The 18,826-nt window shown below is 40.1% G+C and carries 15 protein-coding genes and 3 pseudogenes; 16 read left to right on the top strand and 2 right to left on the bottom strand.

Features of this window, described 5'->3' with window-relative positions:
* Nucleotides 1-34: 34 nt before the first annotated feature.
* A complete protein-coding gene (locus tag RG571_RS06285; protein ID WP_002338791.1) occupies nucleotides 35-1,069 on the bottom strand; it encodes a LacI family DNA-binding transcriptional regulator in 1,035 nt (344 codons plus the stop codon).
* Nucleotides 1,070-1,182: 113 nt separating this feature from the next.
* Between RG571_RS06285 and RG571_RS06280 the strand changes: the two genes are divergently transcribed.
* The 10 genes from RG571_RS06280 to pheA all read left to right on the top strand — a co-directional run bounded on the left by RG571_RS06280 (nucleotide 1,183) and on the right by pheA (nucleotide 13,961).
* Nucleotides 1,183-3,408: an alpha-galactosidase gene (locus tag RG571_RS06280; protein ID WP_002338790.1), complete on the top strand. Its 2,226-nt coding sequence runs from the start codon at nucleotides 1,183-1,185 to the stop codon at nucleotides 3,406-3,408.
* Between the two features lie 17 nt (nucleotides 3,409-3,425).
* A complete protein-coding gene (locus RG571_RS06275; RefSeq protein ID WP_002289518.1) occupies nucleotides 3,426-5,309 on the top strand; it encodes a glycoside hydrolase family 2 in 1,884 nt (627 codons plus the stop codon).
* Nucleotides 5,290-6,264, top strand: a complete 975-nt coding sequence (locus tag RG571_RS06270) for a beta-galactosidase small subunit (protein ID WP_002289516.1) — start codon at nucleotides 5,290-5,292, stop codon at nucleotides 6,262-6,264. Before RG571_RS06275 ends, RG571_RS06270 begins: the two co-directional genes overlap by 20 nt.
* A gap of 658 nt (nucleotides 6,265-6,922) precedes the next feature.
* Nucleotides 6,923-7,945 (top strand): 3-deoxy-7-phosphoheptulonate synthase, encoded by a 1,023-nt coding sequence (gene aroF, locus RG571_RS06265; protein ID WP_002338789.1) that lies wholly within the window; start codon nucleotides 6,923-6,925, stop codon nucleotides 7,943-7,945.
* A 32-nt stretch (nucleotides 7,946-7,977) separates the two neighbouring features.
* Nucleotides 7,978-9,042, top strand: coding sequence for a 3-dehydroquinate synthase (gene aroB, locus RG571_RS06260; RefSeq protein WP_002338788.1), 1,065 nt, complete (start codon nucleotides 7,978-7,980; stop codon nucleotides 9,040-9,042).
* Between the two features lies 1 nt (nucleotide 9,043).
* Complete coding sequence (aroC, locus tag RG571_RS06255; protein WP_002338787.1) at nucleotides 9,044-10,210, top strand: chorismate synthase; 1,167 nt, start codon at nucleotides 9,044-9,046, stop codon at nucleotides 10,208-10,210.
* A gap of 16 nt (nucleotides 10,211-10,226) precedes the next feature.
* Complete coding sequence (locus tag RG571_RS06250; RefSeq protein WP_002338786.1) at nucleotides 10,227-11,318, top strand: prephenate dehydrogenase; 1,092 nt, start codon at nucleotides 10,227-10,229, stop codon at nucleotides 11,316-11,318.
* A 12-nt stretch (nucleotides 11,319-11,330) separates the two neighbouring features.
* Nucleotides 11,331-12,626, top strand: coding sequence for a 3-phosphoshikimate 1-carboxyvinyltransferase (gene aroA / locus RG571_RS06245; protein ID WP_002338785.1), 1,296 nt, complete (start codon nucleotides 11,331-11,333; stop codon nucleotides 12,624-12,626).
* Nucleotides 12,619-13,128 (top strand): shikimate kinase, encoded by a 510-nt coding sequence (locus tag RG571_RS06240; protein WP_002295213.1) that lies wholly within the window; start codon nucleotides 12,619-12,621, stop codon nucleotides 13,126-13,128. The genes aroA and RG571_RS06240 overlap by 8 nt, the downstream gene beginning before the upstream one ends.
* Nucleotides 13,125-13,961, top strand: a complete 837-nt coding sequence (pheA, locus tag RG571_RS06235) for a prephenate dehydratase (protein WP_002338784.1) — start codon at nucleotides 13,125-13,127, stop codon at nucleotides 13,959-13,961. The genes RG571_RS06240 and pheA overlap by 4 nt, the downstream gene beginning before the upstream one ends.
* A 62-nt stretch (nucleotides 13,962-14,023) precedes the next feature.
* Here pheA and RG571_RS06230 read toward each other — a convergent pair.
* A pseudogene (locus tag RG571_RS06230) lies at nucleotides 14,024-14,536 on the bottom strand (sensor histidine kinase); the annotation flags it as partial.
* Between RG571_RS06230 and RG571_RS06225 the strand changes: the two are divergent.
* The 6 genes and pseudogenes from RG571_RS06225 to RG571_RS06200 form a co-directional block, all read left to right on the top strand.
* Nucleotides 14,527-15,024: pseudogene (locus tag RG571_RS06225) on the top strand (carbohydrate ABC transporter permease); the annotation flags it as partial. The pseudogenes RG571_RS06230 and RG571_RS06225 sit on opposite strands and share 10 nt — an antisense overlap.
* A complete protein-coding gene (locus RG571_RS06220; RefSeq protein WP_002325749.1) occupies nucleotides 15,021-15,908 on the top strand; it encodes a carbohydrate ABC transporter permease in 888 nt (295 codons plus the stop codon). The pseudogene RG571_RS06225 and the gene RG571_RS06220, both read left to right, overlap by 4 nt.
* 166 nt (nucleotides 15,909-16,074) lie before the next feature.
* Nucleotides 16,075-16,758 (top strand): DUF1538 domain-containing protein, encoded by a 684-nt coding sequence (locus RG571_RS06215; protein ID WP_002292009.1) that lies wholly within the window; start codon nucleotides 16,075-16,077, stop codon nucleotides 16,756-16,758.
* A pseudogene (locus RG571_RS06210) lies at nucleotides 16,755-17,528 on the top strand (DUF1538 domain-containing protein). The gene RG571_RS06215 and the pseudogene RG571_RS06210 overlap by 4 nt, the downstream one beginning before the upstream one ends.
* Complete coding sequence (locus tag RG571_RS06205) at nucleotides 17,525-17,923, top strand: P-II family nitrogen regulator (protein WP_002295200.1); 399 nt, start codon at nucleotides 17,525-17,527, stop codon at nucleotides 17,921-17,923. Before RG571_RS06210 ends, RG571_RS06205 begins: the two are co-directional and overlap by 4 nt.
* A 184-nt stretch (nucleotides 17,924-18,107) precedes the next feature.
* Complete coding sequence (locus RG571_RS06200) at nucleotides 18,108-18,779, top strand: transcriptional regulator (RefSeq protein WP_002295199.1); 672 nt, start codon at nucleotides 18,108-18,110, stop codon at nucleotides 18,777-18,779.
* Nucleotides 18,780-18,826 lie beyond the last annotated feature (47 nt).

Genomic DNA, 18,826 nt, shown 5'->3' with positions numbered 1-18,826 from the left:
GAAGAAACTAAGCGGCTTTTTCACAACCTCTTTTTCAATATCTTTTTGTTCTTGGGATAAAACTATCCCGAACAATCAATCGCGCAGGATAAGTCAAAATGATCGGTTCATCACGTATACCGTCAATTCGCTCCAATGCCATTCGAACAGCTGCTTGCCCAATTGATTTTGCATTGATTTGAACACTGGTCAAGCCAGGGGAGAGATTTGCAATTGTCTCGATATTATCGAAGCTTGCTACAACAATCTCTTCTCCAATTTGGATATTTTTTTTCTTCAATGCCCGATAGACACCGATTGCCATTGGATCGCTCCCGACAAGAATGGCAGTAGGAAGAGGGGATTCATTTTCTAATAGATTAGTCGCAAGTACCTCACCTTGTTTTTCTGTCCAGCCACCTAGATGATAAGACATATATTTTTCTAAGTGATGATCGATCATAAAATGCTGATAGGCACGCATCCTCTTTTCATTTATAGAAATCTGCTTCCCACCGAATTCATCCATATCGACTTTATATCCCCCGATATAGGCTATTCTTTTATGACCATTTTCTAAGAACAATTCCAGTACGGTTTTAGTCATCCGTTCAAGATCTGCATACACCATATCGACCTCTTGCTGGATGTCAGGGTTATCCACGACGATTATTTGCATGTTTTGTTTTAACAAGGCGGTAATCGATTCTTTCGTAACAGTCCCAACAACGATCACCGCACCTAACTGATCTAGATCTTCCCATTGTTTAGGATTATCAGATAGATTATAGATTCGATTCATCCCTAAATGCAGACGTCGAGCTTCTTCTTCCATCCCTACTCGCAAATGTTTGTAATAGATATCCTGTTCTTCGCTCGCTTTGCCGATCGTAGAGATCACACCAATCGAAGGCATTCTCTTTTTGATATATTTACGAGTACTGATGTCATAATCCAACGCAGCAGCTGCCTCTACTATCCGTTGCCGAGTAGTCTGAGCCACATGGATCGTCTGATCGTTATTCAACACGCGGGAAACTGTAGCAGGAGAGACATTTGCCTTTCGTGCGACATCTCTAATTCCAACCATTTTTACACACTCCTCAAAAAAATAAAAAATTTTTATTGACAAAATTGTTTAGTAAACAGTATACAGGAATTATAAAAAAAGTAAACGGTTTCCGTTTTGTTGGGAGTGAAATGATGGATATTACGCATAGAAAAACAGATAAAAATTTCATCTTATTTGATGAAAAGAGCCGAGTCTTCCATTTACGAAATACATTTCTTTCTTATCTGATAAAGATAGAAGAAAGCAATGTATTGGCGCATATTTATTTTGGCAAACCAGTCAAGCAGTACAAAGACAATAAAAATTATCCCCGAAGAGATCGTGGATTTTCAGGAAATGTTCCCTTAAATCCTGACCGGTCTCTGTCGAAAGATACACTACCGCAAGAATACTCTTCTCATGGCAGCATGGACTTTCGAACGCCCGCATCGATCATTCAGCGCAAGAATGGATCAGACTTACTGGATCTGAGATATGACAGCCATTATATTACAGATGGGAAGCCAGAGATCGAAGGCTTGCCTCAAACTTATGTGATGTACAAGTCAGAGGCACAAACGTTGGTGATTTCACTTAAGGATAGAGAAACAGCGATTTATTTCGATTTGTTCTATACCATATTTACTGATAGAGCAGTGATCACACGATCTGTAAAGATAAGAAATGAAACCGGAGAAACAATCAAACTAGAAAAAGCGGCTAGTTTCCAGCTAGACTTTGCCCATACTAGGCGATTTGATGAAGTCATTGCTTTGCCAGGAGCACATGTCAATGAAAGACAGATTTCACGGCAATCTGTTTTATCTGGAACAAAAGTATTTGAAAGCCGTCGAGGAACGAGCAGTCACCATATGAATAACTTTATTGCTTTAGTTCATCATCATACGACAGAAAATACTGGAGAAGCGATCGGACTTCAATTTGTTTATTCCGGCAACCATTCTTTCGAACTTGAAAAAGATCAGATCAATCAATTGAGAGTCGTCGGTGGGATCAACAGCCATCGTTTTTCGTGGGAATTGAATGCAGGCCAGTCTTTTCAAACACCTGAAATGATCCTTTCTTACTCAAGTCAGGGATTGAACAAAATGAGTCAGATCCACCATGAGTTGCTACGTGAAAGAATCGCAAGAGGTCGTCATCAATTTGCTGAACGGCCGATTCTGGTCAATAACTGGGAAGCCACTTACTTTGACTTCAATAGTGAAAAAATCAAGGCGATCATTGATGAAGCAAAGGAGCTAGGCATCGAAATGTTCGTATTAGATGATGGCTGGTTTGGAAAAAGAGATGCGGACAATTCTTCATTAGGAGACTGGTTCGAGTATGAAGGCAAGTTGACAAATGGATTACGTGAAATAGCAGATTATGCTCATAGCAAAGGGTTGAAATTTGGTTTATGGTTTGAACCTGAAATGATCTCGGTTGATTCTGAACTGTATCGAACACATTCTGATTTTCTTATGCAGGAGCCAGGTAGAATGCCTTCTGCTTCCAGATCACAACATGTACTGGATTTTACAAGGTTAGATGTTCGGCAGACGATTGAGAAACAAATGAGAAAGATTTTAGATACGATTCCTCTTGACTACATCAAATGGGATATGAACCGTTCGCTTTCAGATGTCTATTCGATTACCCTTGACCCACAGAGACAAGGAGAAGTAGCGCATCGTTATATGCTCGGGCTTTATGAACTACTTGAACATTTGATAACTGATTATCCGGAAATCTTATGGGAAGGCTGTTCTGGTGGAGGTGGACGGTTTGATGCCGGGTTTATTTATTATATGCCGCAGTCATGGACAAGTGATAACACGGATGCAGTGGAGCGTATGAAAATCCAATATGGAACAAGTCTTGCTTATCCGATTTCGTCCATCACAGCTCATGTATCAGCTGTACCAAATCATCAGACCGACAGATCTACTTCGTTGAAAACAAGAGGAGAAACAGCTATGAGCGCTGTTTTTGGTTATGAACTGGATTTGACAAAGCTGTCTCCTGAAGAAAAAAAGCAAGTCAAAGACCAAATTATATCCTATCAAACGATTCGTCCGGTGATCCAGTATGGCCATTATTATCGTTTGGCGAGTCCTTTTGAAGAAAATATTGCCGCATGGATGTTTGTGTCTCCTAAACAAGATGAAGCTATTGTGTTTTTAGGGAGGATACTAGCTTCAGCTCAACCAGCGTTCCATGAAGTATATCTGATGGGGTTAGATGATGAGGCACTTTATCAGGAACAGACCTCGAAGCGGATATTTTCGGGGGCCGAATTGATGACAGTTGGACTTTACTTCCCCGATTTTCAAGGTGATTTCCAAACAGAACTGCTTCATTTCAAAAAGTTATGAGAGAGAAGGAAAAAAGTATGAAAGCAAATATAAAATGGTTAGATGATCCACAAGTTTTTAGAGTGAACCAATCAAATGCACATAGCGATCATGTTTGCTATGCAACAAGGGAAGAAGTAGAAACCACATCCTCCCTTAAACAGTCTTTAAATGGATCATGGCGTTTTTGTTATTCGCCAAATCCTTCGGTACGACCAAAAACATTTTATAAAAAAGATTTTGATGCCTGTTCTTTTGATGAAATCACTGTTCCTAGTCATATTGAATTAGCAAATTATGACAAGATCCATTACATCAATACGATGTATCCGTGGGAGGGACATGTATTTCGCCGTCCCCCTTTCACGACAAGCCCTGAGAAAGAGGCGGAAGGGATCTTTTCAGCTGCTAAAGACAATCCGGTTGGTTCGTATTTGACGACTTTTCGATTAGAAGAAGGTCTAAAGGGAAAACAAATCTCGATTCATTTTGCTGGTGTAGAACAAGCAATGTTTATTTGGTTGAATGGTCATTTTATCGGGTATGCCGAAGATTCGTTCACTCCGTCTGAATTTGATTTAACACCTTATTTGGAAGAAGAAAATATTCTAGCTGTGGAGGTTTACAAAAGAAGTACAGCTGCATTCTTGGAAGATCAGGACTTTTTCCGATTTTTTGGGATCTTCAGAGATGTCTTCTTAGTTGCTCGAGGACAAAACCATTTAGAAGATCTTTGGATCAAACCTCGCTTAGATGACAAATGTCAAAATGGCAAACTTGAAGTAGATTTGTCTTTTGAGCAAGTAGCCAAAAACAGTCAGCTGAATGTAGCGATACTAGATCCTGATGGGAAGGAAATCTATCAACAGCAATATCCGTTAAAAGAGCAAATGACGATTCGCATCGATGGATTTGAAAATGTGGCACTGTGGGGGCATTTTCAGCCCAATTTATATAAGCTTGAATTGGAGACGATAGACGAAGAAAAAAGAGTAACAGAATATATTGACTATTCCTTCGGTTTTCGTAAAATCGAAATCAAAGATAAAATCATATACTTCAATGGAAAACGGATGATTATCAACGGGGTAAATCGACATGAGTGGCATCCGAAAAAAGGACGCGCCATCACTATAGAAGATATGGAAAAAGATTTGGCTATCATAAAAAATGCAAAGATCAACGGGGTACGGACATCTCATTACCCCAACCAGATCACTTGGTATTATTTATGCGACCAAGCAGGAATCCATGTGATGGCGGAAACGAACCTCGAATCCCATGGCTCATGGCAAAAAATGGGCGCATTTGAGCCTTCTTACAACGTACCAGGTGCAGTACCTCAGTGGCAGGCGGCTGTTCTTGATCGAGCAAAAACGAATTTCGAAACATTAAAAAACCATCCAAGTATTCTTTTTTGGTCTCTTGGAAATGAATCTTATGCGGAAGAAAACATTCGACAAATGAACGATTACTTCAAAAAAGTAGACCCCGATCGACTTGTCCATTATGAAGGGAATTTTCCAAATCCAGCATTCGAAGATTCGATTTCAGATGTAAAAAGCTGCATGTATGCGCCGCCAGAAGAGATTATTGACTACCTTGAAAATAAAGCGGAAAAACCGTTCATCTTATGTGAATACATGCATGACATGGGGAATTCGTTAGGTGGAATGGATTCTTACATGACGTTGCTTGATCGTTATGAAATGTACCAAGGAGGCTATATATGGGATTTTAAAGATCAGGCGATCCAAGTGACTGATCCAATCACTGGTAGAGAAGTGATGCGCTATGGCGGTGACTTTGACGATAAACCAAGTGACTATGAATTCTCAGGGAATGGAATCGTTTTTGCAGATGGACAAGAAAAACCCGCCATGCAGGAGGTAAGATATTATTATGAAAAATACAGTAAATAAAAGTCATATGGATACGGAAAAAGTTGCAATCGTCTTCGGCGACTGTACATTAGGTGTCAAATCGGGGAATACGCATTATATTTTTTCTTATACAAGAGGCGGACTGGAATCGCTCAATAAAAACGGAAAAGAATGGCTATACCGGGAAACACTTCCAGTTTTTTGGCGAGCAACGACCGATAATGACAGAGGTAGCGGATTTGGATTTAAATCCGGTATGTGGTTAGGAGCCGGATTGTATCCAAAAGTCAAAGAAATAGAAGTACTGGTGGACAATAAAAAGATCGATTTGCCGATTGCTCCAGTAAATAATCAATATTCAAGTAATGAATACGCTGAAACGGTTGAAATCATTTTTACACTGGAAATCAACACAGTACCAAAAACCCAAGTGACAATTTCCTACCAAATTGCTGGAGAGGGTAAAATGCTTGTCAATATGCATTATTATGGACAAAAAGGATTACCGGAATTACCCGCATTGGGTTTAAGGTTCATTATGCCAACGAAAGCAAAATTTTTTGAGTATGAAGGCCTATCAGGGGAAACATATCCGGATCGGATGGCTGGTGGTGTCGAAGGTATTTATAAAGTGGCAGGACTCCCCGTTTCCCCATACCTTGTTCCCCAAGAATGCGGCATGCATATGGAAACGAAATGGGTAGAACTAACAAGAAATCAAACGTTGGATAATACGGATAAAGATCAAGAAGATTTTTCGTTGCGATTTGAACAGCAGGATACGCCATTTGCTTTTTCCGCTTTACCATTCAAAGCAGAAGAACTGGAACAGGCAACACATATAGAAGAACTACCGCCAGAAAGACGAACGGTTCTTACGATTTTTGCAAAAGTAAGAGGAGTCGGGGGTATCAATAGCTGGGGAGCGGATGTTGAGTCACCTTACCGAATCAGCAGCGAAGAGGACCATGAAATCGGCTTTATTATTCAGTAGCAATCTTTAGATTATTATTTGAAAAACGGAGTTTACAAGACAAAGCTGCTTTATTCTATATGTCATGAACAAGAGAGTAAAAAAGTTCTCAGATACTTTTGTTCATGACTATTTTCTTCAATAAAACCAATTGTTATTTTTCTGAAAAACAAAGTTAACTATCAGAAAATTAAAAAAAGTTTCATAAAAATGATTGACAGTCGATTTTTTTATGTCTATACTAGGTACAATTCTTACATCAGTTTGGAGCGATTTTTTATGAAATCTAGAAAACTTACAAAACTGAATACGTATTACTTTAGCTATTTTAGATAGGTTTGTATTCATGACTTCGTGGGTACAAACAAACCAGGTTTGTATCTATGATGGCTAAAGATTTTTAAACACGACTTACAGCCACGTAGAGAAATTCATCTATAGTGGCTATTTTATATTTTTGCAGCGCTTTTTAAGGCTCGTTGAAGATGTTCACTGTAGAGGCAATTTCCTACAGGGACATCTTTTTTTGTTGATTATCTGGGTCATAAGTAGGAAAGAAGGAGCGAAAATGAGAACAACAGGACACGGTCATTTAGTAGGAATTAATGTAAAACCACCTTGAAAAAGTAGAGAAAATCAGCCAAGATAGATAAGTAAACAAAAGAAAGCGGGAAAAACAATGATAGTAATTATGAAAAAAGAAGCAACGGAAGAACAAATAAAAAAAGTCGTCGATCATATCGAAAAAGAAGGATTCAACGTCTCAATCGATCAAGGAACAGAACGAGTAGTGATTGGACTAAAAGGTGATACGCGAAGTTTACAAGAAGGAGCATTTACACGCTATGAAGGAGTAGAAAATGCTGTGCGTATTTTAAACACATACAAATTGACTTCTCGAGAATTCCATCCTGGCAATACAGTCGTGGATGTAGACGGAGTAAAAATTGGTGACGGCAGTTTCGTGACGATGGCTGGTCCTTGTTCTATCGAAGGATTAGACCAAATCAGAGAATGTGCGCGAATGGCCAAAGCCGGGGGCGCAAAAATTCTGCGAGGTGGTGCCTTCAAACCACGTACTTCTCCATATGCTTTCCAAGGTTTAGAAGAAGAAGGATTGAAATACATCCGTCAAGCGGCTGATGAATTTGGAATGAAAGTGATTACTGAAGTGATGGATGAAGGGCATATCGATATGGTGGCTGAGTACAGCGATATCCTACAGATTGGCGCACGTAATATGCAAAATTTTAAACTGCTATCTGCTGTCGGTAAAACAGGTAAACCTGTTGGATTGAAACGTGGAATTTCCGGTACGATCAATGAATGGCTTAATGCTGCAGAATACATTGCAGTCGAAGACAAATCTCCTGTCATTTTTATCGAACGTGGGATTCGGACTTACGAGACAGCGACACGTAATACGTTTGATTTAAGTGCTGTCCCATTGATGAAAAAATTAACTCATTTCCCTGTGATTGTTGATCCAAGTCATGGTACAGGAATTTGGGAACTTGTACCACCAATGGCTCGTGCGGGTGTGTCAAGCGGAGCAGATGGCATGATCGTAGAGATCCATCCTGATCCTGCAAATGCTTGGTCAGACGGTCCCCAATCGTTGAATGAAAAGACTTACTCACGCATGATGAAAGAAGTTGCGATCATGAAAGAAGCAATGGAAAAGATTCAGACACTCGATTAATTCCAGCTTTTTAAAAGAAAGAAGTGAAACGAATGCTTACTGTACATGTTGATAACCAAAAATACGATATTCATATTGAAAAAGGCGCTCTAGAACAGGCTGGATCATGGCTTCAAACGATTTGGAGACCTCAAAAAGTAGCTGTGATCACTGATACAAACGTTGCTCCACTATATGCAGAAAAAATCATGTTCCAATTGAGACAAGCTAATTTTGAACCAGTCCTTTCAATCGTACCGGCGGGTGAGACCAGTAAATCTTTAGAACAAGCAGCTGAGTTATACGATTTTTTAGCAGATAATGATTTTACCCGCAGCGATGGGATACTTGCACTTGGTGGAGGAATGGTGGGTGATCTAGCCGCATTCGTGGCCTCGACGTTCATGCGTGGGATCCATTTCGTTCAAATTCCGACTACGCTACTTGCACAAGTAGATTCTAGTATTGGCGGAAAGACAGCCGTCAATACAAACAAAGCGAAAAACCTTGTCGGAACATTTAACCAGCCAGCTGGTGTATTGATTGATCCTGAGGTTCTAAAAACTTTGCCGGTACGTCGTTTACGAGAAGGAATCGCTGAAATCATCAAATCAGCAGCTATAGCAGATGCAACGCTTTGGAAACAGCTGAACGAGCTGAAAGACGAAAAAGATCTTCTGGAACATGCTGTTCCAATCATTACTGCTACGTTGGAAATCAAACGAAAAGTAGTGGAAGAAGATGTCTTTGACCAAGGAAATCGACTTATTTTAAATTTTGGTCATACAATTGGCCATGCAATTGAAAATACAGCAGGATATGGGGTAGTCAGTCATGGAGAAGGAGTAGCTATTGGAATGGTAGCCATCACTTCTCATGCAGAAAAAATCGGCTTGTCTCCAACTGGATCGACAGCTGCTTTAGAAAGGATACTTCAAAAATTCCATCTGCCGATTACGTACGATCTAAGTCATCCAGATGAATTATTCCACGCGATAACCCATGATAAGAAAGCAAGAGGAAGCCAATTGAATATCATCTTGCTAGAAAAGATTGGGCAAGCAAAAATCGTTCCTGTTCCCACAGAGACATTCAAAGATTACTTAGGAGGACTGTAAGATGCGTTATATGACTGCGGGAGAATCCCATGGACCAGAATTAACAGCGATTATTGAAGGACTACCAGCAGGGTTACCTCTATCAGAAGAAGAAATCAATCACGAACTCGCTCGCAGACAAGCTGGTTACGGCAGAGGAGGAAGGATGAAGATCGAAAAAGACCGTGTTCGGATCACGTCTGGCATCCGTCACGGCAAAACAATTGGTTCACCTGTCACTTTAGTGGTAGAAAATAAAGATTGGAAAAATTGGACAACTGTCATGTCTGTAGCAGAAGTGCCTGAAAAAGATCAATCACTGCGGCGAGTTGCACGTCCGCGTCCAGGTCACGCGGATTTGGTTGGCGGTATGAAATACCATCATCGAGATCTTCGGAATGTGCTTGAACGGTCCTCTGCAAGAGAGACGACCATGCGTGTAGCAATCGGCGAAATTGCCAAGAAAATTCTGGAAGAACTTGACATCATCGTAGCAGGACACGTGATTTGTCTTGGTGGAATCCAAGCAGAAATACCTAGAAATATCTCCATTCAAGAAATCAAAGAAATTTCTGAAGCATCAGAAGTACGGGTTGTTGATTCAGCAGTCGAGCAAAGAATAAAAGAACTGATCGATCAGACAAAGAAAAATGGAGATACGATCGGAGGAATTGTAGAAGTGCTCGTTGGAGGCGTTCCAGCTGGATTAGGAAGCTACGTACAATGGGACACGAAGCTAGATGCCAAAATCGCACAAGCTGTGGTTAGTATCAATGCCTTTAAAGGCGTAGAATTTGGGGTCGGATTCACTTCTGGTTCATTACCAGGCTCAGAAGTGATGGATGAGATCCTATGGGAAGAAGAAAGAGGCTATTTCCGACGTACCAATAATCTAGGCGGCTTCGAAGGCGGAATGACCAATGGCGAACCACTTGTCATTCGCGGGGTCATGAAACCCATCCCTACATTGTACAAGCCACTTCAAAGTGTTGATATCGATACAAAAGAACCTTACAAAGCAAGTGTAGAACGTTCGGATAGTACAGCAGTTCCTGCAGCTAGCGTCGTTGCGGAAAATGTTGTAGCCACTGTGGTAGCGACAGAGCTATTGTCAAAATTCCCAAGTGATTCGCTTGTTGAGTTGAAAGCTGCAGTGAAGGAGTACCGTGACTACTTGAAACATTACTAAAAAGGGGGCAAATAAGATGGCACAACATGTTTTTATCGTGGGGCTTGGACTGATTGGTGCTTCTATGGCACTTTGTATTCGTCAGACCAATCCAGAACTGATAGTAGTTGGTTGGGATAGTCAGTCAAAAACCCGTGAGCAAGCAGTAGAACAGCAGATCGTTGATTACGTTGCAAATGATTTTGAAACAGGTGCAGAACAAGCAGACGTTATCTTATTAGCCGTTCCCGTCCGTACAACCTTAGCTTATCTTGATGTCCTTGAAAGAATCAACTTGTCTGATCACGTCATCATTACGGATGTCAGCAGTACGAAGCAGCAAGTCGTGACATCTGCTGAACAGAAAAATCTTCGGTTTGTCGGTGGACATCCAATGGCTGGTTCTCATAAATCAGGTATACAGGCAGCAGATGCTAAACTATTTGAAAATGCCTATTACATCTTTACACCTTTGGAAAAGACGAAAAAAGATGTTGAAAAACTGCAAGAACTATTTTGCGGAACCAAAGCAAAATATGTAACTCTTACAGCAAGAGAACATGACCGTATAACAGGAATGCTAAGTCATTTTCCACATATTCTGGCAGCTGGCTTAGTCAATCAGGCAGAACAATTCAATCAAGAGTATCCGCGAGCCAAACAACTGGCAGCAGGAGGCTTTCGAGATATCACTAGGATCGCTTCCTCGGATCCTGTTATGTGGACAGATATTTTGTTGAGCAATAAGCAGATATTATTGGAACGATTGGCGGATTGGCAGCAAGAAATGGCACAAATAGCAGAATGGATCATGACTGAGAACCAATCGGAAATCTTTTCTTTTTTCAATCGGGCAAAAGAAAGTCGAGACCAGTTGCCTATCCATAAGCAAGGCGCGATTCCTGCCTTTTTTGATTTATTTATCGATGTGCCAGATGAACCTGGCGTGATTGCAGAAGTAACTGGACTGATCGGAAAAGCGGGAGTTTCTTTGATTAATTTGAAGATCCAAGAGACCAGGGAAGATATTTTAGGAATACTGCAAATCAGTTTTAAAAACCAACAGGATTTGTTACAAGCAAAAAGAATCATTATGTCTAATACCAGTTATCATTGCTGGATCAAATAGGAGGCTGGATAAATGCAATTATTACAACAAATACATGGATTAAGAGGAACTGTTAGGATACCAGCAGACAAATCAATTTCTCATCGCAGCATCATGTTTGGGGCAATTGCGGAAGGAACGACGACTATACAAAATTTTTTGCGCGCAGAAGATTGTCTGAGTACTTTACATGCCTTCCAGCAATTAGGCGTTGAAATCGAAGAAGAGGAAGAGATGATCAAGATTCATGGTCGCGGTAGCCACTCATTTGTCCAACCAACCGAATCAATCGACATGGGAAACTCCGGTACGACCATACGTTTATTGATGGGTATTTTGGCTGGACAGCCTTTTACGACTACTCTGTTTGGGGATGCTTCGTTGTCTAAACGTCCAATGGGGCGAGTGATGGAACCTTTACGCGAGATGGGCGCTGACTTGCAAGGAAAAGAGAATGAGCAGTATCTACCAATCACTGTGACAGGAACCAACTCTTTATCACCTATCCGATACAATATGCCTGTAGCCAGTGCGCAAGTCAAATCTGCTTTGCTGTTTGCGGCACTACAAGCAGAAGGTACATCCGTAATCGTTGAAAAAGAACGTTCCCGTAACCATACGGAAGAAATGATTCGTCAATTTGGTGGAAGGATCACAGTGGAAGATAAAACGATCATAGTGACCGGACCGCAAAAATTAACCGGTCAGCAGATAACTGTTCCAGGTGATATTTCATCAGCTGCTTTCTTTCTAGCAGCAGGACTTCTTGTTCCGGAAAGCCAACTGTTGTTAAAAAATGTCGGGGTCAATCCAACAAGAACTGGTATCTTAGATGTGCTGGAGGAGATGGGCGCAGCGATTACTCAGACGAATCACAATGAACAGAACCAATCGGCTGATTTAAGTGTCAAGACGAGTCATTTGAAGAAAGCAACGATTGGCGGAGAAATCATTCCGCGTCTGATTGATGAATTGCCCATTCTAGCTTTAGTGGCTACTCAAGCAGAAGGAATCACGATCATCAAAGACGCAGAAGAATTAAAAGTAAAAGAAACCAACAGAATTGATGCGGTGGCAGAAGAATTACAGAAAATGGGAGCAAAGATAAAAGCGACAGCAGACGGTCTGATCATCCATGGGCCGACACCTCTGCATGGCGCAAAAGTGTCCAGCAGAGGCGATCATCGAATCGGTATGATGCTGCAAGTAGCTGCTTTGATAGCTGATGGACCTTGCGAACTAGAAGGAGCTGAAGCTGTTTCAATCTCTTATCCGGCATTTTTTGACGATTTAGCAGAACTTGTGACAGGAGGAGAAGCTCATGGCTAGCATTTTGCTGATTGGTTTCATGGGCGCTGGAAAAACAACAATCGGTAAAGGGTTAGCTCAACGTTTACAAAAAGAGTATGTAGATTTAGATACAAAGATTGAGGAACATATCCAATTGTCGATTGCCGAATATTTTCACTATTACGGTGAAAAAAGCTTTCGAAAAGTGGAGTCAGATATTTTAAGAAAGCTGTCAAATGAAGACAAAATTATCGCGACTGGTGGAGGGATTGTCCAAAGTGCAGAAAATCGGCGTTTTTTAAAAACACAGCCGATTGTTCTTTACTTAGAGGCAGAAGCGGACTGTCTAGTTGATCGTATCCAACAAGATGAAACGTCTATTCGACCTTTAGCTCTTGGAAAAACAAGAGAAGAAATAAAAGCATTATTGGCACAACGACTTTCTTGGTATGAAGAAAGTGCGACACATCGAATCAACACGACCAATCAAACACCAGAAAAGATCATCGATACCATTATAGAAAGGATCAAAAGCATATGAACGTCAGCTATCTAGGGCCAGAAAGTTCATTCACTTATCAGGCGGCTTGTCAGCTATTTCCTACAGAACAATTGACTGCGTATGCTTCCATCCCTGCTTGTTTGCGCGCTTTGTTTCGCAAGCAGGTCGATCTGGCTGTCGTTCCTGTAGAGAATTCATTGGAAGGATCTGTTCATCACACAATCGATCTTCTTTCCAAACATCCAGAAGTCGAAGTTAAAAGTGAAATCGTTCTTCCTATCAAGCAGCAGCTTTTAGGCAATCCAGCAACAAAGATTACAAAAATCCTTTCTCATCCCCAAGCACTAGCACAATCACAACAGTTTTTAGAAACGCATTATCCAAATGTACCTTTAGTAGCAACAGAATCAACAACTGCTGCAGCAATGTATGTAGCAGAACATCCGAAAGAAGACGCAGCAGCGATTGCTTCATTAGAAACAGCACAGCATGTTGGATTGGAGATCTTAGCTGAGAATATCCAAGATAATGAGTTGAATCAGACACGTTTTTGGATCGTCGGTGACCGAAAGATGACCAGCCAGCAGTCAGCTCCAGTAAAAATGAGTGTCATCTTGACACTACCTGCTAATCGGCCAGGGATGCTTCATAAAATGCTGGCAGCTTTTGGCTGGCGGGAAATCAACTTAAGTAAGATTGAATCCCGACCATTGAAAACTAGCTTGGGAGAATATTTTTTCGTGATCGATTTGTTGTTGGACCGCCCAATGACATTAGTAGAGAATGCGCTCCAAGAAATCAAGATGCTCGGAGGAGAAAGTCAAATATTGGGCTGTTATCCAGTGCTGACAGTAGAAGAGACGCGTAGATGAAAGTCAAGAATACTGATTGATTTATTTAACTTAAAATAAAAAAATCAGCGCTTGGCTATTCTTTATTTTTGATATTCTGATTGATTTTTAGGAAGAAGCGGTAGACAAATCGTTACAGTCGTTCCTGTCCCAATCACTGATTGGATTGTTAAGCCATATGCATCGCCATACATTAGGCGTATCCGCTCATCTACATGGCTGATGCCGATTCCTGAAAAATGATCATTTTTTTGTTTGGTATTTTCAGTATCGAAGCCATCGCCGTTATCAATCACTTCGAATAAAAGAAGCTGATTTTTTGTTTTGCCGTACACCGTGATGAATCCTTGCGTTTTATTGTGAAAAGCATGAAGATAGGCGTTTTCGATAATTGGTTGAAGGATTATATTCGGCATAGATAATGACTGCAGTTCATCAGGAATCATTATTTTAGCCGAGATTCTTTCGCCATATCGCATACTCAAAAGATCGATGTAACTTTGTACGCTTTTGATTTCTTCCTTGACTGGAATCACTTCTTCTTTTTTCCCAATCGTACTTCTTAGTAAAGTAATGAAACTGTCGATTCCTTGAATCTGGCCTTGTAAACAACTTGTTGTTGGGCATTGGTATGATTGACACACCGATTGGCTGGTTGACTCATCCAATTTGGTCGAGAGTTCTGATCATTCTTTCGATCACTTGGCGTTGGACTGGATACAATATGATTTTTTTTCTTTCAGGCATGCAAAATATTGATTCGGAGATTTATGAAGCAGCATCTATTGACGGTGCTTCTAAATGGCAGCAGTTTATCAAAGTGACGATCCCAAATTTAAAACCAATCATTTTGTTTACTTCCATTACTTCGACGATCGGGACATTGCAGCTTTTTGATGAAGTACAAAATATTACTGGCGGGGGACCAGCAAATGCAACGACCACCCTATCTCAATACATCTATAATTTGAGTTATAAATTCACGCCTAATTTTGGATATGCGGCAGCAGTTTCCTTTGTTATTGTTTCCTTTATTGTGATATTGTCGATAATCCAAACGAAAGTAGGAGGAGAAAGTCGATGAAAAATATGGTAGAAAAAGAAACAATCGAACGCCCCAACGTCAAAAAACAAGCATTAGAACTTCGTTCGACAATTGGGTCAGTATTAAAGTATACAGCATTATGCATCCTATCATTTATTTCCATTTTTCCTTTTGTCTGGATGGTTTTGGGAATGACGAATACACCCGTAGATATCACATCGGGAAAAATAAAGATTGGCAGTAACTTGATCATCAATTTTCAAAATTTGTTTTCCAATGAGCTGAATTTTACTCGTTCCCTTTGGAATTCAGCGATGATCGCTTTGGTGACCACTGTGTTTGCATTACTGATTTCGTCAATGGCAGGATATGGATTTGAGATTTATCAAAGTAAACGAAAAGACCTAATTTTCAATATTCTACTGCTATCGATGATGGTTCCTTTTGCGGCATTGATGATCCCTTTGTATCGAATGTTTTCACAATTGAACGGAACGGTTTTGGGAATCAACAGTTTCTTGGTTGTCATCCTGCCATCTGTTAGCACTGCTTTTTTGATCTTCTTCTTTCGACAAAATGTTAAATCTTTTCCAAAAGATCTAGTAGAAGCCGCTCGATTAGACGGTCTAAAAGAACTAAGTATTTTTTTTAGAGTGTATATGCCGACGGCTAAAAATACCTATGCCGCGGCTGCAATCATCACATTCATGAGTAGCTGGAACAATTATTTATGGCCCTTAGTAGCTTTGCAATCTCCTGATAAACGGACGGTTCCGCTTGTTTTATCTGCTATGGGTGCTTCCTATACACCAGACTATGGAATGATCATGGCTGGATTAGTCATCGCTACTTTACCAACTGCCATCGTATTTTTTGTTTTGCAAAAGCAATTCGTTCAAGGAATGATCGGCTCTGTAAAATAAAAAAACACAATAAGCGCGTTCCTTCAAAGTCATTTTTCCAAGTAAAAAGATACTTTTGGGACGAGTGTTATTTTATGTTGAGAAAAATTAAATGATAACGTTTTAAGTTTGTGCTCGAAAACTCTTTCATTTTAAGGTAAACTTAAAGAGTAAAGGAGGAGGATACATGCTAAAAAATTTTAAAGAAGTGATTGCTGCTATATTGCCGATGACTGTCCTGATTGTCATTTTAACGTTTGTTTTTGCACCGTTAGAAGGAGAAGACCTCGCTTCATTTCTGGTTGGTGCGGCAATCATGATGATCGGAATGACGCTCTTTTTGTTTGGAGCAGATTATTCTATGATGGAAGTCGGAGATCTAGTAGGGAAATATATGATCAAAAAGAAAAGTTTGGCTGTTTTGGTCAGTTTGGGATTTGCTATTGGGATCGTGATCACGATTGCTGAACCTTCCGTGCAAGTTTTGGGACAACAAGTATATGATATATCTGACGGAGAGATTGGCAGAGTGTTGCTGATTGGGATCGTCAGCGTCGGCACTGGAGTATTTTTAGCCTTTGCGCTACTTCGGGTCGTATTCAAGCTATCCTATTATCAATTGATGGCTATAGGCTACATAGGCGTTTTGATCGCCTCATTTTTCACCAGTTCCGAATTTATGCCGATTGCTTTTGATTCGGGCGGAGTAACTACTGGTCCAGTAACTGTTCCGTTTATTTTGGCCCTTGCCGGAGGGATGACTAGCATGATCAAACAAAAGAAAAATGAAAATGACAGTTTTGGAATGGTCGGTATTGCTTCGTTAGGGCCGATTCTTGCCGTGATGATTTTGGGGGTGATCTTCCAATGAGTTTCTGGCAGCAAGTGATAGATGGAATCGAAATCGTTACCATGGAAGTCATTTTGGCAGTGGCACCTATCGTAATCCTATTTGTTTTAATGAATATCATTAGTTTTCGTATGCGCAAAAAGCGTTTCTTTGACATTATGAAAGGTTTCTTGATAACGACTATTGGGTTGATCCTTTTCCTGCACGGAGTCAATATGGCTTATGTACCGGTAGGACAGCATTTAGGCAGTGCTATTGCGGGATTGCCTTACAATTATATACTGGTTCCCCTTGGCTTTTTAATGGGGTTCTTAGTAGGGTTTGCTGAGCCGGCGATTCATGTAATGGTCAAACAGGTTGAAGAATTGAGTGAAGGAAGGATCCGGTCGAAAGTCATGCTGATGGTGATTTCGATTGGGATTGGCGCAGCAGTAGGATTGTCTATGTGGCGTTTGCTCGTCGGATTCTCTCTTTATTATTTCTTGATCCCAGGATATGGGCTAGCATTTATTTTAGGATGAAAAGTGGACAAGATCTTTTTAGCAATGGCTTTTGACAACGGTGGAGTAGCAACGGGTCCGATGTGTTCGACATTTATTTTATCAATGAGTGTGGCAATCGCTGCACAAATTGAAGGAAGAGACCCGATTATTGACGGGTTTGGTGTGGTTGCAATGATTGCATTGACACCAATATTATCCACTTTAGTACTAGGATATATCTATAAACGAAAAGATGAAAAAGACAGAATCGAAAAAGAAAGATTGCAAAAATTGGGGGAAAGCAAATGAAAGACCTTGTAGCATTGAATCTTCACATGATTGTGACGATCGTTGACGGAGGAATGGGCGAAGATGTTATCGACTTTTCAAAAGAAGCAGGTGCAGCAGGCGGAACGATCTTACATGGAAGAGGTTCTGGTGTACATGATTCAGGGAAATTTTTAGGTTTGGACATTTCGCCAGAAAAAGATATTGTGTTGACATTAGTACCCGATAGTTTGACGAATAAAGTAATGGATGCGATTGGTCAAGGCATCAACATCGATATTCCAGGTAATGGTATTTGTTTTAGTATTGATGTAGACAAAGTCATTGGTATCACTAAGATTCATCAATATCGAGAAATTATCGGAATGCAAGAACTTTTAGATGAAAATAACGATAGAGAAAAGTCTGAATCATAGACAAGCGTTTGAAGAGGAAATAAACATAAACAAGAAGGCGGATGAGCGTTATTTCCGCTTTTTTGTTTGTATTTTTCTCGTGAATACTTATGAAATAGTAAATTTTTATGAAATTCTACTCTAAGCATCAGACTTTCTTTTCAAAATATGCTATTTTAAAAATGATGAAAAAAGGGGGAGAAAAATGAATTTTTTAGTTGTTTTAAAAGATACTCTGATTGAGCGATCTACATTTCTATATGTTCAATTGCAGGAAAATAAAACATTGCTGCATTTTTCACCAGAGTTCCATCTAGAGGGGCTAACATTAGGAGAAATCTATCAAGCAGAAGGGCTGTCGGCTGTTTTGCACTTTTTTAAGGTAGAATTGGAATTACCAGTAAAAGATTATATCGAGCTTTCTCTTGAATCTTGGGATCGAGCAGTGGTTGAACTGTTTCCAGAAGGTTTAATGATCGATACAAACGATGGGAAGATCCATCTGACTGCAGCAGAACTGCAAAAACAAATGCGTTATCAAATAGATGACGAAAATTCTTTTTCTATTTTTAGACGTCAGCAAAAGATTCTAAAAAGCTTTTTAAAAGTGATCAGTAAAAAACGGAATCTGATCAAAACGACACAGCTGTTGAAAAAATATCCAGGTCTGCTTCACACGTCTATTCAATTTCCTCAATTGATTACGATGATCCATCGTTTTATACGTATGCAACAGCTACCATCTAAGAAGCTGTTTCTTCCATTGACGGACACATTTCGAGTAGTCAACAGAGAAGATAAAAAGAAAGTGATTGTGATTGACTTTACCAGAAATCGGAATGTCCTTCACCAAGTTGCAATGGAAAAGGCCAATTAAGGCTTTTTCTTTTTGGATTTTTTTGTCATAATAAATATTAGATGATG

The organism is Enterococcus sp. FR204 (genome assembly GCF_031143325.1).
GTDB classification, from domain to species: domain Bacteria; phylum Bacillota; class Bacilli; order Lactobacillales; family Enterococcaceae; genus Enterococcus_B; species Enterococcus_B faecium.
This window is presented reverse-complemented; position numbering and strand designations above follow the sequence as displayed.

Coding starts and splice junctions, on each gene's coding strand:
- RG571_RS06240 (WP_002295213.1), top strand. CDS start 12,619: ATGGCTAGCATTTTGCTGATTGGTTTCATGGGCGCTGGAAAAACAACA.
- RG571_RS06270 (WP_002289516.1), top strand. CDS start 5,290: ATGAAAAATACAGTAAATAAAAGTCATATGGATACGGAAAAAGTTGCA.
- RG571_RS06285 (WP_002338791.1), bottom strand. CDS start 1,069: ATGGTTGGAATTAGAGATGTCGCACGAAAGGCAAATGTCTCTCCTGCT.
- RG571_RS06205 (WP_002295200.1), top strand. CDS start 17,525: ATGAAAGACCTTGTAGCATTGAATCTTCACATGATTGTGACGATCGTT.
- RG571_RS06220 (WP_002325749.1), top strand. CDS start 15,021: ATGAAAAATATGGTAGAAAAAGAAACAATCGAACGCCCCAACGTCAAA.
- aroC (WP_002338787.1), top strand. CDS start 9,044: ATGCGTTATATGACTGCGGGAGAATCCCATGGACCAGAATTAACAGCG.
- aroA (WP_002338785.1), top strand. CDS start 11,331: ATGCAATTATTACAACAAATACATGGATTAAGAGGAACTGTTAGGATA.
- aroB (WP_002338788.1), top strand. CDS start 7,978: ATGCTTACTGTACATGTTGATAACCAAAAATACGATATTCATATTGAA.
- RG571_RS06215 (WP_002292009.1), top strand. CDS start 16,075: ATGCTAAAAAATTTTAAAGAAGTGATTGCTGCTATATTGCCGATGACT.
- RG571_RS06200 (WP_002295199.1), top strand. CDS start 18,108: ATGAATTTTTTAGTTGTTTTAAAAGATACTCTGATTGAGCGATCTACA.
- RG571_RS06250 (WP_002338786.1), top strand. CDS start 10,227: ATGGCACAACATGTTTTTATCGTGGGGCTTGGACTGATTGGTGCTTCT.
- RG571_RS06275 (WP_002289518.1), top strand. CDS start 3,426: ATGAAAGCAAATATAAAATGGTTAGATGATCCACAAGTTTTTAGAGTG.
- pheA (WP_002338784.1), top strand. CDS start 13,125: ATGAACGTCAGCTATCTAGGGCCAGAAAGTTCATTCACTTATCAGGCG.
- RG571_RS06280 (WP_002338790.1), top strand. CDS start 1,183: ATGGATATTACGCATAGAAAAACAGATAAAAATTTCATCTTATTTGAT.
- aroF (WP_002338789.1), top strand. CDS start 6,923: ATGATAGTAATTATGAAAAAAGAAGCAACGGAAGAACAAATAAAAAAA.